Origin of the sequence: Clostridium thermopalmarium DSM 5974 (genome assembly GCF_002995795.1) — a bacterium.
In the GTDB taxonomy this organism is placed as follows: domain Bacteria; phylum Bacillota; class Clostridia; order Clostridiales; family Clostridiaceae; genus Clostridium_H; species Clostridium_H thermopalmarium.
On the sequence record NZ_PVXN01000053.1, the window covers coordinates 224372 to 241303 of the forward strand.

Here is a 16932-nt window from a genome sequence, read left to right on the forward strand (position 1 = left end):
GCTGATCACTATATGGTACATATAAATAGTGGTTAGTTACTAGAGGATATAGATTAAATAAAAAGTTTTATTGAATAGAATACAAACTGTGAATTTAGAATATAGCGAAAATAAGGAGGTTTTTAAAACATGGCTAAGAGCATTTTATTTGGTGAAGAAGCAAGACGTGCAATGCAAAGAGGTGTTGACAAATTAGCTGATGCAGTAAAAGTTACATTAGGACCAAAGGGAAGAAATGTTGTTTTAGATAAAAAATTTGGAACACCACTTATAACAAACGATGGTGTTAGCATAGCAAGAGAAATTGAACTTGAAGATATGTATGAAAACATGGGAGCTCAACTTGTTAAAGAAGTTGCTACAAAGACAAACGATGTAGCTGGAGATGGAACAACAACTGCTACATTACTTGCTCAAGCAATTATAAGAGAAGGATTAAAGAACGTTACAGCTGGAGCTAATCCAATGCTTATAAGACAAGGAATAAAGCAAGCTGTTGATGTTGCTGTTGAAGAAATCAAAAAGGGTTCAAAGCAAGTTAACGGAAAAGAAGATATAGCAAAAGTTGCTGCTATTTCTGCTGCTGATGAAGAAATCGGTAGGTTAATAGCTGATGCTATGGAAAAAGTAGGTAACGAAGGTGTTATCACTGTAGAAGAATCAAAGACAATGGCAACTGAACTTGATGTTGTTGAAGGAATGCAATTTGATAGAGGATATTTAAGTCCATATATGGTAACTGATGCAGAAAAGATGGAAGCTGTATTAGACAATCCATATATCCTTTTAACAGACAAGAAGATTTCTAACATACAAGAATTACTTCCAGTTCTTGAACAAATAGTTCAACAAGGAAAGAAATTATTAATTATAGCAGAAGACATAGAAGGAGAAGCATTAGCTACATTAGTACTTAATAAATTAAGAGGAACATTCAACTGCGTAGCTGTAAAAGCTCCTGGATTTGGTGATAGAAGAAAAGAAATGCTTCAAGATATAGCTATATTAACAGGTGGAGAAGTTATATCTGAAGAATTAGGAAGAGACTTAAAAGAAGTTACTTTAGATATGCTTGGAACTGCTGAAACAGTAAAAGTATCTAAAGAAAATACTACAATAGTTAATGGAAAAGGCGATAAGAAAGCAATTTCTGATAGAGTAGCTCAAATTAAGAGACAAATAGAAGAAACAACTTCTGAATTCGATAAAGAAAAACTTCAAGAGAGATTAGCAAAACTTGCTGGTGGAGTTGCAGTAATCAAAGTTGGTGCTGCTACTGAAACAGAATTAAAAGAAAGAAAGCTAAGAATAGAAGATGCATTATCAGCAACTAGAGCTGCTGTAGAAGAAGGTATAGTTGCAGGTGGTGGAACTGCATACGTTAATGCTCTAAAAGAAGTAAGCAAATTAACTTCTGACGTTGCAGACATTAAGGTTGGTATAGATATTATAAAGAGAGCTTTAGAAGAGCCAGTAAGACAAATAGCTCAAAATGCTGGACTTGAAGGTTCTGTAATAGTAGAAAAGATAATGAACAGTGAACCAGGAATAGGATTTGATGCATTACATGGAGAATATGTAAATATGACAGAAGCAGGAATAGTGGACCCAACTAAGGTTACAAGATCAGCACTTCAAAATGCTGCATCAGTTGCATCAACATTCTTAACAACTGAATGTGTTGTTGCTGAAATTCCAGAAAAGAACACAACACCAGCACCAGGAATGGGCGGAATGGACGGAATGTACTAAAATTTAATTAAAAGTTAAAAGAAGAAGGTTAAGGAAGGGATTTTTGCCTATGGCAAAAGTCCCTTTAATTTATTTATATTTCAATAGATGCAATTGTATTACTAAAGAATATAAGTCACAATAAGATGTACAAAAAGAAGGTTTTCAAATGGCATTGTCTAATAATTATTATGGAAAGGAGAGATAAAAATATGACAAAGATTAATGAGAATATATTGATGGTTATATCTTCTGATAAAATGGGAGAAGGAGAGGAGGAAATTGGGAAAATTTTGATGAAAAACTTCATGTATGCTTTAACAGAAGCAGAAGATATACCTTCAACTATTATATTTTATAACGGAGGGGCTAAATTAGTATCTAAAGATTCACTGGTTATAGAAGAATTAAAGAAGCTAGAAGAGCTAGGGGTAGAAATTTTAACTTGTGGGACATGCTTAAACTACTATAACTTAACAGAAGAGCTAGCAGTGGGGAAAATAACAAATATGTACACTATTGTTGAAAAAATGAGTGCTTCTAAAAAAATTATTAAACCATAAATAGTGCATATGAAAGAAGAAGTATTTGCTTTGGTGGCCTTTTCATCTACCCATAGTGCAATTAAAGCAGAAAAGGAATTAATGAGACATGAGTTAAATGTAAGAATAATACCTGTACCGAGAGAAATAACTGCTGGATGCGGACTTTCCATAAGATTTGATTTAAATGATTTAGAGCGGGTGAAGAAGATAATAGATGATAATAATATAGAAACCTCCGGATACTATCATATAAAAAAGGTAGGATTAAGTAAGGAGATAAAATCTATTCTTTAATCTTTATTATATGATAATGTAATAATTTAAAAAATAAGCCATAGATAATATTAAAGCTTTGATAATTCATCTATGGCTTTAATAGCAGTATCCACTTCCTCGGTTGTATTAAAATAAGAAAAACTAAATCTAACTGCTCCCTGCTTTTGTGTACCTAATGCTTTATGCATTAATGGTGCACAGTGAGCTCCTGCTCTAGTAGCAATATCATAGGTGTTTGCTAGTTCTTCGCTTACAGCATTAGAATCGTAATTCCTTAAGTTCAAAGAAACTATTGGGGATCTTACATATTTTGAGAAATCTCCATAAATTTTAACACCGTCAATGTCTTTTACGCCATTATAAAATTGCCACATCAGAGTTAGTTCATGTTCTCTTATTTTTTCAATTCCAGTATCAAAAATAAACTCTATACCAGCTAAAAGTCCAGCAATACTATGGCTATTAATAGTTCCAGCTTCTAGCATATCAGGCATAGTATTTGGATGAGATGTAGAATAAGAATTACTTCCACTTCCACCAAGTTTTAAAGGTGATATATTTATATTATCTTTAATGCATATTCCGCCAGTTCCTTGTGGACCATAGAGAGATTTATGACCAGTAAAGCAGAGTATATCTATATTATCTGCTTCCATATCTATATGGAAAACACCAGCAGTTTGTGAGGCATCTAGGATAAATAATAAACCATGGTTGTTGCAAATGTTGCCTATTTTTCTTATGTCCATTAAATTTCCAGTTAAGTTTGATGCATGAGTACATATAATAGCTTTAGTATTTGATTTTATTTTATCTTCTATTTCAGTATAATCTACATTCCCAAGATTATCGCACTTAGCAATAGAAATTTCAACGCCTTTTTTCTCAAGAGCATAAATAGGCCTAAGCACAGAGTTATGCTCCATCTCCGTTGTTATTATATGATCTCCTATGCTAAAAGAACCAGTTATGGCTATATTTAAGCTTTCTGTAGAATTTGAAGTAAAGGCAACATTTAAAGGATTAGATAAATTAAAAAGTTGTGCTATTTTCTCGCGCGCATTATATACAACTCTTGAAGCATTCAAGGATAATGAATAAGAACCTCTTGAAGGATTACCTAAAGTATTTATGGCATTGTATACTGCAAGAGACACCTGGGGAGGTTTTGGAAAACTTGTTGATGCGTTATCAAAATAAATCATATTACATACCTCTTTTTAACAATATACTAAGTATTATTAATTTTATCAAACAATATAATATCACAATTTTTAAATATTTTATCAATATAAAATATAAAAAAATTGCAAGAATATTGTCAGAAAACGGTTTTAAAAGATTGACAAAATGTAAAAACTCAACTAAAATAGACATAACTCAAAATTAAATAGAAATTATAAATTATAAATTCACTTAATATATCCCTTGGATATGGCAAGGAGTCTCTACCGGAAGCCGTAAATTTCCGACTATTAGTGGATTATTGCATATGGAGTTTTTATGCATTAGTCGTACTTTTAGATATAGAGGTGAGACTAATGCATTTTTTGTTATTAAAAATAACATGGGACAATCTTAAATGATTAAAATTTAATAAGATATTTTAAATTTATATGAAAGAGTGATAAAAAATAAATAATTTGAAGGGAAGTTGGTTATAGTGGCAATTATATTAAAACAAGGTTATACATTTGATGATGTGTTGTTAGTACCAAACAAATCAGAGATTTTGCCAAAGGATGTTACTCTAAAAACTAATTTAACTAAAAAAATAAAGTTGAATATTCCTATAATGAGTGCAGGTATGGATACGGTTACTGAGTCTAAAATGGCAATAGCTATAGCAAGAGAAGGTGGAATAGGGATAATCCATAAAAACATGAGCATAGAAAGACAAGCTGTTGAAGTGGACAAGGTTAAAAGACAGGAAAATGGAGTAATAACAGATCCATTTCATTTATCACCAGATAACACCGTGGAAGAAGCTTTAAATCTAATGGCTAAGTACAGAATATCTGGAATTCCTATAACAGTAGAAGGAAAACTTGTAGGAATTATTACAAATAGAGACATAGCTTTTGAAACCAATTATAATCAGCCTATAAAGAACATAATGACTAGTGAGAATTTAATTACTGCTCCAGAAAATACTACAGTTGAAGAAGCTAAGGAAATATTAAAAAAGCATAAAATAGAAAAATTGCCTTTAGTAGATGAAGAAAATAATCTAAAAGGTCTTATAACAATAAAGGATATTGAGAAAGTAAGACAATTTCCAAATGCAGCAAAGGATGAAAGAGGAAGATTGCTATGTGGTGCTGCAGTAGGAGTTACTAAAGATATGATGGACAGAGTAGATGCTTTAGTAGAAGCTAAGGTTGATGTCATTACAATAGATACTGCTCATGGACATTCAAAAGGAGTATTGCTTGCAGTAAAACAAATCAAAGAAAAATATCCAGAACTTCAGGTTATAGCAGGAAACGTGGCTACAGCAGAAGCTACAAAAGATTTAATAGAAGCAGGAGCAGACTGTGTAAAGGTTGGTATAGGACCAGGCTCAATATGTACTACAAGAGTAGTTGCTGGTGTTGGAGTGCCTCAACTTACTGCTGTTATGGACTGCGTTGAGGAAGCAAACAAATATGGAATTCCTGTTATTGCAGATGGTGGAATTAAGTACTCAGGAGATATAGTTAAAGCTTTAGCTGCAGGAGCTAAGGTGGTTATGATGGGATCAATGCTTGCAGGATGTGAAGAAGCACCAGGAGATGTAGAAATATTCCAGGGAAGAAGTTATAAGGTATATAGAGGAATGGGTTCTTTAAGTGCTATGGCATGTGGAAGTAAGGATAGATATTTCCAAGAAGACAGTAAAAAGTTAGTTCCAGAAGGTGTAGAAGGAAGAGTACCATATAAAGGTCTTGTTTCAGATACTATATATCAGCTTATTGGAGGAATACGTTCAGGAATGGGGTATCTAGGAGCTCCTACATTAGAGGACTTATTTAAGAATGCTAGATTTGTAGTACAAACTTCAGCAGGACTTAGAGAGAGTCATCCTCATGATATATCAATAACTAAAGAAGCACCAAACTATAGTACACAGCTATAATTTACAATTATAAAGAGAAGCTTGATTTTAAAGCTTTTAAATAGATAAAAATAAAGAATAAAGGAGATAAGCCTTATGAAGAATGAGTTAGTGCTTGTGGTGGACTTTGGAGGACAATATAATCAACTTATTGCAAGAAGAGTTAGGGAACACAATGTGTACTGCGAAATAATTCCTTATACAACTTCTATAGAAGATATAAAAAGTAAGAATCCTAAAGGAATAATCTTTACAGGTGGACCTAACAGTGTATATGGTGATGGAGCTCCAAGAGTAGATAAGGAAATCTTTGAATTAGGAGTACCTGTCCTTGGAATATGCTATGGACATCAGTTAACTGCTTACACATTAGGAGGAAAGGTTGAAAGTCCTGAAATTAGAGAATACGGGAAAACTGAAGTTAAGATTAACAATAAGTCAGAGTTATTTAAAGGCATAAATGAAATTGACCAATCATGGATGAGCCATACTGATTATGTATCACAAATTCCAGAAGGATTTGAGATAATAGCAACAACAGATCAGTGTTCTGTGGCTGCTATGGAAAATAAGGAAAGAAAAATATATGGAGTTCAATTCCACCCAGAAGTAGAGCATACTTTATTTGGACAAAAAATGCTTTCTAATTTCTTGTTTAATATCTGTAAACTTAAAGGCGATTGGTCTATGGCTTCTTTTGCAGAAGATAAGATAAGAGAAATTAAAGAATTGGTTGGAGATAAAAAAGTGCTTTGCGCATTATCTGGCGGAGTAGATTCATCAGTAGCAGCAGTACTTGTTCATAAGGCTGTGGGCAAACAATTAACTTGCGTTTTTGTTGATCATGGTCTGCTTAGAAAGGATGAAGGAGATCAGGTAGAGCAAATATTTAAGAAACAGTTTGACATGAATTTAATAAGAGTAAATGCTAAGGATAGATTTTTAGGAAAGCTTAAAGGAGTAAGTGACCCAGAGAGAAAAAGAAAAATAATCGGTGAAGAGTTTATAAGAGTATTTGAAGAAGAAGCTAAGAAACTTGGGCAAATAGACTTCCTTGTGCAAGGTACTATATATCCAGATGTAGTTGAAAGCGGAACTAATACATCAGCCACTATAAAGAGCCATCATAATGTTGGAGGACTTCCTGAAGATATGCACTTTTCTCTAATTGAGCCTTTAAGAGAATTGTTTAAGGATGAAGTTAGAGCAGTTGGAGAAGAGCTTGGAATTCCACATCATTTAGTGTGGAGACAACCTTTCCCAGGACCAGGACTTGCAATAAGAGTTCTAGGGGAAGTTACAGAAGAGAAGTTATTTATAACAAGGGAAGCAGATGCAATATTCAGAGAAGAGATTGCAAAAGCCGGACTTGAAGGTAAGATATGGCAGTATTTTGCATGTTTACCTAACATTCAGTCAGTAGGTGTAATGGGAGATGAGAGAACTTACTGTCATACTGTAGCACTAAGAGCAGTAACATCTTCTGATGCTATGACTTCTGACTGGGCAAGAATCCCTTATGAGGTTTTGGATAAGGTTTCTAGGAGGATAGTCAATGAAGTTAAGGGAGTAAACAGAATTGTATATGATATAACTAGCAAACCACCTGCAACTATTGAGTGGGAATAAGTTGAGTTTGTGATAAATTAAGTGCTATCAATAATTTGTTGTTGCTAATGTTTCTGCAAAGTAGGTTTTGATTTTATGGTAAATTTCCGTATATCAAAGCCTACTTTATTTTTATGTTTTTAATACTTTGTAACTTAATTTTAATGAATACATTTGCTATAAAATAAAATTAGAATATAATCTAAATAAAAGTTATACTTTAAAGTACAAGGAAGGGATATTATGCAAATTTCAAAAGACTTTGCACAGAGTATAGTTACTGAAATGAAAAAAATTATTAATCAAGATTTGAATTATATTAATGTAGATGGAACAATAATTGCAAGTACAGATAAAAATAGAATTGGAACTTTTCATGAGGCAGGAAAATTAGCAGCAATGAATGAGAAAAACATAGTAATCGAGTATGATGAACAATATCGAGGTTCTAGAAAGGGAATTAATTTACCGGTTTATTACAATAATGAGGTTATTGGTGTAATAGGAATTACTGGGGAAAGAGAAGAAGTAGAGAAGTATGGAAAGATCATAAAAAGAATGACGGAGATTTTAATTATAGAATTTTCTATGAAGGAATTAGAAAACAAGGAAATTGAGCAGCAGCGATTAATGCTAGAGAATATTCTCTTTAATAATGAAATGGAAGTTAGAACTGTTTTTGATTATAGAAATATTGAAGAATTATTAGAAAAAGAGGGTGGATTAATAATAGTTTCAAAGATTGTATATGATGATGAATATAGCTTGGAAGAGGAAAAAAGGATATTTCACATATTTAAAAATAGTATAGATGACAAACGAAGCCTTATTATGATTTATCAATCTATGATTATTTTACTTTTGTTTGGGAAGAATGATACGCTAATAGATTCTATAATTAAGAAAATTAAAGAAATAATTAATTTAAAGTATGGATATAAAGTTAAATTCGGTATAGGTCAAATAAAATATAATGCTGCAGATATAAAAAATTCATATATGGAAGCCTTAGATGCTTTAAAGTGGATTGAGAAAGATGATGAGAAAGAGATTTTATATTTCAATAATATGGATATAGAGATTATTATTGACATGATTGATAAGGTTACTGCTAAAAAGTATGTTACAAAGGTTTTACAAAACCTTTCACCAAAAGAAATTATAAAATATGAGGAAATAATTAAATATTATGAAAAATATAATGGCTCAATACAAAAAATTTCTGAAAAGTTATTTATTCATAAAAATACTCTTCAATACAAATTAGACAAATTATATAAAAAAACTGGTTTTGATATGAGGCGTTATCATGATTTTGTGATACTTAAAATAGCATTTCTCATTATAGAACATAATGATATGGATTCTATAATAAATTATTAGCGTAGAATTTAGACGAAATTTGGTATAGGTAACATTGAAAACGGTTATTATGTATCGGTATAATAAGTCCATAAAATATATTCTTTTAGAAAGAGAGGTATATTTATGGACGTAACAGTGACAGCATTAGGCGCAATTATAGGACTAGCAGTAGCTATTGTCCTAATTATTAAAAAGGTAAATCCAGCATACTCTCTTATGTTAGGAGCAGTTATAGGAGGTTTGACTGGCGGGGCTAGCTTAGTAGATACAGTTGCTCTAATGGTACAGGGAACCCAAGGAATGGCATCAGCCATATTGAGAATATTGGCAGCAGGAGTGCTAGCAGGAGTATTGATTGAGTCAGGAGCTGCTAGCAAAATAGCAGAAACAATTATTAGTAAGTTAGGAGATAAGAAAGCTATTTTTGCTATTGTGCTTTCTACATGTATATTAACAGCAGTTGGAGTTTTCATAGATGTAGCTGTAATAACAGTAGCACCAATAGCTATGTCAATAGCTAAAAAGGCGAATATATCTAAATCGGCTATTTTACTAGCTATGGTCGGTGGTGGAAAGTCTGGAAATATTATATCACCAAACCCAAATGCTATTGCAGCATCAGATGCATTTAGCATACCTTTAACATCTGTTATGACAGCAGGTATTATTCCAGCGATATTTGGTATTATTGTAACAATTATTATAGCTCAGAAACTTTCTAATAAGGGAGTACAGGTATTAAATTCTGATATTACAGAAGAAAATAATAATGAGAAACCAAGTTTCTTCGCTTCTATTTTAGGACCTTTAGTTGCTATAATTTTATTATCACTTAGACCAATTGCGGGAATAGTGATTGATCCTATGATTGCTTTACCGGTAGGAGGAATTATAGGATGTTTAATGATGGGAAAAATTAAAAACTTTAATTCTTATTGTACAGTTGGATTAGGAAAAATGACAGGAGTTGCTATATTATTAATTGGTACAGGAACTATTTCAGGCATAATTGCTAATTCACAGTTGAAAGATGTATTGATTAATTTCTTAACTGCAACAGGTGCTCCAGAATTCTTACTTGCACCATTAGCAGGTATTCTTATGTCAGCAGCAACCGCATCTACAACTTCAGGAACTACTGTAGGAAGCCAAGTATTTGGTCCAACTTTAGTAGAACTTGGTATGCCAGGACTAAATGCAGCAGCTATGATTCATTCAGGAGCTACAGTATTAGATCATTTACCACACGGAAGTTTCTTCCATGCAACTGGCGGTAGCGTAAATATGGATATTAAGGATAGATTAAAAATTATGCCTTATGAGTCATTAGTAGGACTTACACTCACTTTAGTATCTTCAATTATATATGGAATTATTCTCTAAGGAGGAAACTTATGAAATTCGTAATAGCACCAGATTCATTTAAAGAAAGTATGACTGCAAAAGAAGCGTGTGATGCAATAGAGGATGGACTAAAGATGTCTTTTCCTACAGCAACATTTACAAAGGTTCCTATGGCAGATGGAGGGGAAGGAACAACAAGATCTCTTGTAGATGCTACAAATGGAGAGATGTTTTCAGAAGTTGTATCAGACCCATTGGGTAATCCAGTGAATGCTTCTTTTGGAGTTTTAGGAGATAGAAAGACTGCGGTTATTGAAATGGCCAGTGCAAGTGGAATTGGACTTGTACCAAAGGAAAAAAGAAATCCTTTGTATACCACAACTTTTGGAACAGGAGAATTAATAAAAAAAGCATTAGAAAAAAATATTGATACAATTATCATTGGTATTGGAGGAAGTGCAACCAATGATGGTGGAGCTGGAATGATTCAAGCTCTAGGTGGTAAATTGTTGGACAAGCATGGCAACCAAATTGGATTTGGTGGTGGTGCATTAAGACAATTGGCTAAAATCGACATATCAGGTTTAGATAAGAGGTTGCAAAATGTTAAGATCATTGTTGCATGTGATGTTGATAACCCTTTAACAGGTCCAACAGGAGCTTCATATATTTTTGGGCCTCAAAAGGGAGCTACACCGGAAATGGTAGAAGAGTTAGACAATAATTTAAAGCATTTTGCTAAGTGCATTCGTGAGAGTTTAGGAAAAGATGTAGAAAACATCCCAGGAGCTGGAGCTGCTGGTGGGTTAGGAGCAGGGCTTTTAGCATTCCTTCCTTGTGAATTAAAGAGAGGAATTGATATAGTTATTGAGTATTCTAACTTAAGAGAAAAGATGAAAGATGCAGATTATGTTATTACAGGAGAAGGCAGCATAGATGCACAAACTCGTTTTGGAAAAACTCCGTATGGTGTTGCAAAAGTAGCTAAAGAATTTGATGTTCCAGTAATTGCTGTAGCTGGAAATATAGGTAGAGATGTAGATGTTTTATATGAGTATGGATTTGATGCTTTTTTCTCTATTTTACAAGGTGTAGAGACTTTAGATAAGGCTTTAGCTAATGGAAAAGAAAATCTAATTAGAACATGCAATGCTATTGGACGATTACTTCGTGTTAATAAAAAATAATAATGAAATAATAAAAATGAAAGTACCCATATTATTTGGGGTACTTTCATTTTTATTTAACTAATTCTATAAATTCTTTGCTATTTCTCACATTATCAAAATCTCTTTCTTTTTTAGCCTCTTCTTTTACACTTTCCTGCATATCTATAGCTATTTTTAAGTATTTAACGGTATTAGCAACATCTCCACGTCTTCCATATATGCTGGCTTTACCATAATAACTCCATACATATTTTTCAATTTCTAAAGCTTTATCGTACCAGCTTAGAGCTTCATCATAATATCCGTATAACTCATATGCTAGAGCCTTATTAAATCTTCCATATCCATAGCTTGGATTTATGCTTAAGGCTTTATCTATATTCTTCATGCCTTCTTCAAAATTATTAGAAAAACATTGACTTATGCCTTTTATATTGTAAGCTTTAAAAAAATTAGGATTTTCCTTTATAATCTCATCTGATATTTTTATTGCTTCTTCATATTTATGATCGAAAAATGCAGCGTAAGCTTTACTGTATTTATCTTCAAGAGTAGGTGGAGATTTTACAATTTTATTAAAGTCATAATCAGGAGTGGTTATCCTGTATATAAATGTATCTAGGTTATGAAAACTGCTTATAAAAACTCTATCCAAAGTTAAGAGTCCATCTGATTTATCAGACCATCTTCCGTCTGTGGTAAAGGCTAATTTATATCCAGCATTTTTTACAGCCTTTATAGTATTTTCGTTAAGTTTTCCATAAGGATAAGCTAAATATTTAATCTCTTTGTTTAAAAGCTTTTCAAGGGTTTCTTTTGAACTTTTAAGGGTTGCAAGCTGTTTTTCATAAGAAAGAGTACTTAAATCTTCGTGATTTGCAGTGTGGCTTTCAACATCAAATCCGTTTTTATCTAATTCTTTTATTTGAGAAGTAGTTAAATATTCATCTTTACCTATATAGCTGGATATAACAAAAACAGTAGCTTTGAATCCATATTTTTTTAATATTGGATAAGCTGTTTCGTAGTTATCCTTATAACCATCATCAAATGTAAGAACTATAGACTTTTCTGGAACAGGAACATTTTTCTCCATAAAATCATATAGTTCATCTAAAGTTAAAGTACTATAACCATTGTCTTTTAAATATTTCATCTGAGCTTCAAAATCTTCTTTAGGAATTCTAACTGGATTATCCTTTTCATATTTTATTGAGTGATACATAATAACAGGAATACCCTTATCATTGTATTTTAAAGCAATTATTTCAGTTTTAGGCGATGAATCAGCTGATTTGTCATTGGATTCAATAGAGTTACTTTTCTTTTCAGCATTAGAAACAGAAGAATTGTTATTTTTTAATGTTTGCTTTATACCACATCCATTTAAAGAAAACATGAATATAAGTACAGTCAATATATAAAATATTTTTTTCATAAAATTAATTTCCTCCAAAGCAAAAAAACATATATTTTTAGTATACATTGATTATATATCGTTTTCAATACAGAGGATGTAAGAATAGATACTTTCTTATTTTAGTAAATTATGGTAATATATGATAGTAATAATTTGTTGAAGGAGAGATTAAAATAAATGGGAATAGTAAGTGAGTAGTATGAATGTATTAATAAGGTGATTTTAAAGTATGTAAACGTAACAAACGTTTGTGCTGTTACTTGAATTTATTTAACAAATGAATTAAAATTTTCGTGAAGAAAAATATAACTATTTTATTAATAAGGGAGGGTCAATTTATGTCCATGGGTATAAGTTTAGATTTATCAAAGACTAAGCCTTACTTAAATGATCATGAAATAGAGCAGTTTCAACCTATGGTAAATGCAGCTCATGATATGTTGCATAACAAAACAGGTGCAGGAAGCGACTTTTTAGGGTGGGTTGACTTACCAAATAATTACGATAAAGAAGAATTTGCAAGAATAAAAAAAGCAGCTGAAAAGATAAGAGCAAATTCAGATGCTCTTGTTGTTATAGGAATAGGTGGCTCATACTTAGGAGCTAGAGCTGCTATTGAAATGTTAAATCATACTTTTTATAATATTATTTCAAAAGAAAACAGAAAAGCCCCACTAATATTCTTTGCTGGAAATAATATTAGTTCTACGTATATGGCAGAGTTAATAGAAACAGTAAAAGATATGGATTTTTCAGTTAATGTTATATCAAAATCAGGAACTACTACAGAACCTGCTATAGCTTTTAGAATATTTAAGGATTTATTGGAAAAGAAGTATGGAAAAGAAGGAGCAAAAGAAAGAATTTTTGCTACAACAGATAAAGCAAAGGGAGCACTTAGAACTTTAGCAGAAGCTGAAGGTTATGAAACTTTTGTAATTCCAGATGATGTAGGAGGAAGATACTCAGTTCTAACAGCAGTTGGACTACTTCCAATAGCAGCAGCAGGAATAGATATAGATGAGATGATGAGAGGTGCTCAAGATGCTAGCAAAGAGTACAACACTCCAGATTTGAAGAGCAATGCCGCATACAGATACGCAGCTGCAAGAAATGCCTTATATAATAAAGGAAAAACTATTGAAATGATAGTTAACTTTGAACCATCTCTTCACTACATGGGTGAATGGTGGAAGCAGTTATTTGGAGAAAGTGAAGGAAAAGATAATAAAGGTATATTCCCTGCAGCAGCAGATTTTTCAACAGATTTACATTCTATGGGACAATATATCCAAGATGGTTTAAGAAACTTAATGGAAACACATCTTAATGTTGAAAAGCCAAGAAAGTCAGTTATTATAGGATCAAGTGAGGATAATCTTGACGGATTAAACTTCCTTCAAGGAAAAGATATGGATTTTGTAAATAAGCAGGCATTTAGAGGAACAGTAGTAGCTCACAATGATGGTGGAGTTCCTAATATGATTGTAAATATTCCAGAATTAACTCCTTATTATTTTGGATATTTAGTATATTTCTTTGAAAAAGCTTGCGGAATGAGTGGATACTTACTAGGAGTTAATCCATTCAATCAACCTGGAGTTGAAGCTTATAAGAAAAATATGTTTGCTCTTCTTGGAAAGCCTGGATATGAAGACATGAAGGCAGAAATAGAAGCAAAGCTTAAATAAAGCTCACAATTAAAAATTAATGATGAATAAAATAAAATTAAGATAAGCTTAATTTTATAAAACAAGTCAACCACTACAGTAGTTTGATGTAATGATTGACTTGTTTTTAGTTTTACATTAGAAAAACATTATTAGCTAGAAATTGTAAATTGTCAATTATATTATTTATACACAGGATAGAAATTAGTGCTTACCTCTTTATTTTGCAGTGCTCTAAAGAGTCCAAGAGCAAGATCTTCTGATGTAGCTGTTTTCTTAGGATTTATTTTATTATCTTCTAACTCTATTAAATTAAGTCCTTTAGCTAGAGTAACGTATCCAAGATTATTTTTATCTACATCATTAGCATCATCGCAGTTAAGAGTAAATATATCTAGGCAATTAGCTATATTTTCATATTTAAGGAACTTTATTAAAGCCTTACACATTTCTTCTCTAGATACAGGAGCATTTATATCAAAGTTTTCTAAATCTTTATCTTCTATTATTCCATAGTATTTTGCCATAGTTAAATAATCCTCTGTAGAAAGACCATTTTGATTTGAATCAACGGCAGAGTCTTTTTTATTAGAATCTATCATTGAATTTTCATTAGCGTTTACTATATAAGGAGTATAACCAAGGGCATCAACTAGGTTTTTTATTAAATCCATATATTTAACTTGTCTTTTTAATTTAAAATCCTTTGTATCTATTAAACCTTTATAGGCTAATATACTTATTTCTTTTTCAGCTTTACTTCCTTTTATTTCATTTAGAAAATCTGAAATATCAAATTTAATTTCCTCACCATCATAGTCGTTTAGTATTTTACTATCAAGGGCATCAATAAAAATGTTAGTTGCATCTAAGGAATAAGTCAATTTTAATTCGTTCTTTGGTGTTTTTGGATCAGAGCTTGTGTTTACAATTATATATTTTAGTAAAGGCGTATATTTATTGTAGTAAATAGTTTTAGCCTTTGAGACATCTATGCTTGAATCAGGTTTAGGAAATTCTATGCTGTCATCCCAAGATAGATTCATGTTAGATACTTCACCAGTCTCTGCATTAAATTCTATATAAATATTATCATTTTCATAAGGTATATCATTTACCTTTCTTACAAATGAATATCTATAAAATCTCTCAGGTTCTGTTGAATCAGGTTTTTCACTGTAAATCAATTCTGTATGAGTCAAGTTATATTCTATATCCTTAATTTTATCTTTATAGTATTGTTCTATAAACTCTAAAGATTTATAATAACCTTCTTTCCAGGTTAATTTTGGAGTAAAACTTTCTTTATATTCATAAGGTGTATAATTATAAATAGATAGTATTTGACCATTTAAGGCATTAATTGATATAAATCCTTGTTTTATTAGGGTATTTGCTGTTTGTCCATTTTTATCTTTAACGTCTATTTTCTTTGTAAAAGGAGCAGACCATACTTTAGCTGAATTAGTATTAAGAGAACTGTTATCCTCTTTGTACCTTAAATCCCCTATAGTATATCCTTTACCATATATGCTGTTAATTACATTAGACATGATATTTAAAGCTTCTTCTTTTTTTAGAGCCTCTTTCTTATTTTCAAGCTTTTTATATTTTTTGTATATCTCATCAAGCTCTTTTTTGTTAAGATTTATAGTTTCTACTTTAGAAGTTGGAGTTTCACTTAAGGTTATTGGATTTCCTGTTTTTGCATCTATTATAAAGCCATTTTTTAAAGTAGGTTCATATACAAGTTTTATATTTTTCTTATTATTTGCGTTTTGATATTCATATTTATTTTTAAAGAGTTTATATTTTAAGGTCATATTTGTGTTATTCTTAAAAATAGTTTTTGCTTCATCTAAAGATATAGAGCCATCGCTGTTAGGAAATACTAAGGAATTATTCCAATTGTAATGATAAGATGTGATCTCTCCTGTAACCCCATCTACATTTATATATATACTATCATTTTCATAATAAGCATCATTTATAAATCTAACAAAATTAAAGCTGTAATTTGAAGAATTATCTCTATTTGAAAACCATCTGTCGGTTCCTAACTTTAAAGTTTTTAATTCCTCAGGATTTATTTTTTTAATAGCCTCTTGAGCGATACGTTTAGCTTCATCTATAGATAGAGTTGGAATTGATTTTTGATTGGCATTGTTATAGCTGTTTTTATTCATGGAAATTAATTTTCCACTGTTGCCGTCTAAACATAAACTTATGGTTGTATCACCTTTAAAAGATGAATTTTGCCAGTACATATTCCATACATAAGATTTGGTTTCTTTAATTGCGCTGATTACATAAGGTTCTAGGTTGATGTTAAATTTAAAATCCTTTTCGTTAACATCAATGTTAAAATACTTTTTTAAAATAGCTTTTCCTTTTAAAATAGCAGCTTCCTTAGAGATAGCTACATTTATATCTTCATTAGATGATATTTTATCACTAGATGAGGATACAACTTTTATGTTACTAGCGCTTTCGTAGGAAGTTGCAGCAAGCGCTTGTTGTGCAAAAGGAGAAATAAGAGAAGATGCTAATAAAATAGAAAAAAGTTTTTGTTTATTCATAAATATACCTCCTTATTATATAAATTGGACTCAATTGGGTTCGGCGGAATAATTTTCTTGAATATTCATATATAAATATATACGGTATAAAAATTAATAAGTTATTTAATTATTATTCAAATAATTTA

Annotated in this window: 11 protein-coding genes, 2 pseudogenes and 1 riboswitch; of the genes and pseudogenes, 9 read left to right on the plus strand and 4 right to left on the minus strand. The window is 31.3% G+C overall.

Annotation, left to right across the window (positions count from 1 at the left end):
* The first annotated feature begins 129 nt into the window (after positions 1-129).
* From groL to CPAL_RS10275, 3 genes are all read left to right on the plus strand, one after another.
* Positions 130-1752 carry a chaperonin GroEL gene (gene groL, locus CPAL_RS10265; protein ID WP_061857937.1) on the plus strand — a complete coding sequence of 541 codons (1623 nt, stop codon included), beginning with the start codon at positions 130-132 and terminating at the stop codon, positions 1750-1752.
* A 191-nt stretch (positions 1753-1943) separates the two neighbouring features.
* Complete coding sequence (yedF, locus tag CPAL_RS10270; protein ID WP_242976309.1) at positions 1944-2294, plus strand: sulfurtransferase-like selenium metabolism protein YedF; 351 nt, start codon at positions 1944-1946, stop codon at positions 2292-2294.
* Positions 2295-2303: 9 nt separating this feature from the next.
* Complete coding sequence (locus CPAL_RS10275; RefSeq protein ID WP_061858057.1) at positions 2304-2570, plus strand: putative Se/S carrier protein; 267 nt, start codon at positions 2304-2306, stop codon at positions 2568-2570.
* Between the two features lie 50 nt (positions 2571-2620).
* On the opposite strand, the gene CPAL_RS10280 is transcribed toward CPAL_RS10275, so the two are convergent.
* Positions 2621-3757, minus strand: coding sequence for an aminotransferase class V-fold PLP-dependent enzyme (locus CPAL_RS10280; protein WP_061857936.1), 1137 nt, complete (start codon positions 3755-3757; stop codon positions 2621-2623).
* 191 nt (positions 3758-3948) lie between these two features.
* Positions 3949-4047: riboswitch (purine riboswitch) on the plus strand.
* 168 nt (positions 4048-4215) lie between these two features.
* Here CPAL_RS10280 and guaB point away from each other — a divergent pair.
* From guaB to CPAL_RS10310, 5 genes are all read left to right on the plus strand, one after another.
* The gene (gene guaB, locus CPAL_RS10290) at positions 4216-5670 is read left to right on the plus strand and encodes an IMP dehydrogenase (protein ID WP_061857934.1); all 1455 of its coding nucleotides are present in this window, start codon (positions 4216-4218) and stop codon (positions 5668-5670) included.
* Between the two features lie 75 nt (positions 5671-5745).
* Positions 5746-7278 carry a glutamine-hydrolyzing GMP synthase gene (guaA, locus tag CPAL_RS10295; protein ID WP_106024569.1) on the plus strand — a complete coding sequence of 511 codons (1533 nt, stop codon included), beginning with the start codon at positions 5746-5748 and terminating at the stop codon, positions 7276-7278.
* Between the two features lie 222 nt (positions 7279-7500).
* The gene (locus CPAL_RS10300) at positions 7501-8640 is read left to right on the plus strand and encodes a CdaR family transcriptional regulator (protein WP_061857932.1); all 1140 of its coding nucleotides are present in this window, start codon (positions 7501-7503) and stop codon (positions 8638-8640) included.
* 105 nt (positions 8641-8745) lie between these two features.
* Positions 8746-10005, plus strand: a complete 1260-nt coding sequence (locus CPAL_RS10305; RefSeq protein ID WP_061857931.1) for a GntP family permease — start codon at positions 8746-8748, stop codon at positions 10003-10005.
* An 11-nt stretch (positions 10006-10016) separates the two neighbouring features.
* On the plus strand, positions 10017-11153 hold the full coding sequence (locus CPAL_RS10310; RefSeq protein WP_061857930.1) for a glycerate kinase family protein: 1137 nt from the start codon (positions 10017-10019) through the stop codon (positions 11151-11153).
* Between the two features lie 52 nt (positions 11154-11205).
* Here CPAL_RS10310 and CPAL_RS10315 read toward each other — a convergent pair.
* Together CPAL_RS10315 and CPAL_RS10320 are read right to left on the minus strand one after the other, a co-directional pair.
* Positions 11206-11739: pseudogene (locus CPAL_RS10315) on the minus strand (tetratricopeptide repeat protein); the annotation flags it as partial.
* Positions 11716-12573 (minus strand): annotated as a pseudogene (locus CPAL_RS10320) (polysaccharide deacetylase family protein); the annotation flags it as partial. The pseudogenes CPAL_RS10320 and CPAL_RS10315, both read right to left, overlap by 24 nt.
* Before the next feature lie 320 nt (positions 12574-12893).
* Between CPAL_RS10320 and CPAL_RS10325 the strand changes: the two are divergent.
* Positions 12894-14246: a glucose-6-phosphate isomerase gene (locus tag CPAL_RS10325; protein WP_061857929.1), complete on the plus strand. Its 1353-nt coding sequence runs from the start codon at positions 12894-12896 to the stop codon at positions 14244-14246.
* 161 nt (positions 14247-14407) lie between these two features.
* Here the strand turns inward: CPAL_RS10325 and CPAL_RS10330 are convergent, their stop codons facing one another.
* On the minus strand, positions 14408-16804 hold the full coding sequence (locus tag CPAL_RS10330) for a YcdB/YcdC domain-containing protein (RefSeq protein ID WP_061857928.1): 2397 nt from the start codon (positions 16802-16804) through the stop codon (positions 14408-14410).
* Positions 16805-16932: the final 128 nt, after the last annotated feature.

Bases quoted from the DNA above. Each gene is read 5' to 3' on its own strand.
- groL (WP_061857937.1), top strand. From the start codon at position 130: ATGGCTAAGAGCATTTTATTTGGTGAAGAAGCAAGACGTGCAATGCAA.
- yedF (WP_242976309.1), top strand. From the start codon at position 1,944: ATGACAAAGATTAATGAGAATATATTGATGGTTATATCTTCTGATAAA.
- CPAL_RS10275 (WP_061858057.1), top strand. From the start codon at position 2,304: ATGAAAGAAGAAGTATTTGCTTTGGTGGCCTTTTCATCTACCCATAGT.
- CPAL_RS10280 (WP_061857936.1), bottom strand. From the start codon at position 3,757: ATGATTTATTTTGATAACGCATCAACAAGTTTTCCAAAACCTCCCCAG.
- guaA (WP_106024569.1), top strand. From the start codon at position 5,746: ATGAAGAATGAGTTAGTGCTTGTGGTGGACTTTGGAGGACAATATAAT.
- CPAL_RS10300 (WP_061857932.1), top strand. From the start codon at position 7,501: ATGCAAATTTCAAAAGACTTTGCACAGAGTATAGTTACTGAAATGAAA.
- CPAL_RS10305 (WP_061857931.1), top strand. From the start codon at position 8,746: ATGGACGTAACAGTGACAGCATTAGGCGCAATTATAGGACTAGCAGTA.
- CPAL_RS10310 (WP_061857930.1), top strand. From the start codon at position 10,017: ATGAAATTCGTAATAGCACCAGATTCATTTAAAGAAAGTATGACTGCA.
- CPAL_RS10325 (WP_061857929.1), top strand. From the start codon at position 12,894: ATGTCCATGGGTATAAGTTTAGATTTATCAAAGACTAAGCCTTACTTA.
- CPAL_RS10330 (WP_061857928.1), bottom strand. From the start codon at position 16,804: ATGAATAAACAAAAACTTTTTTCTATTTTATTAGCATCTTCTCTTATT.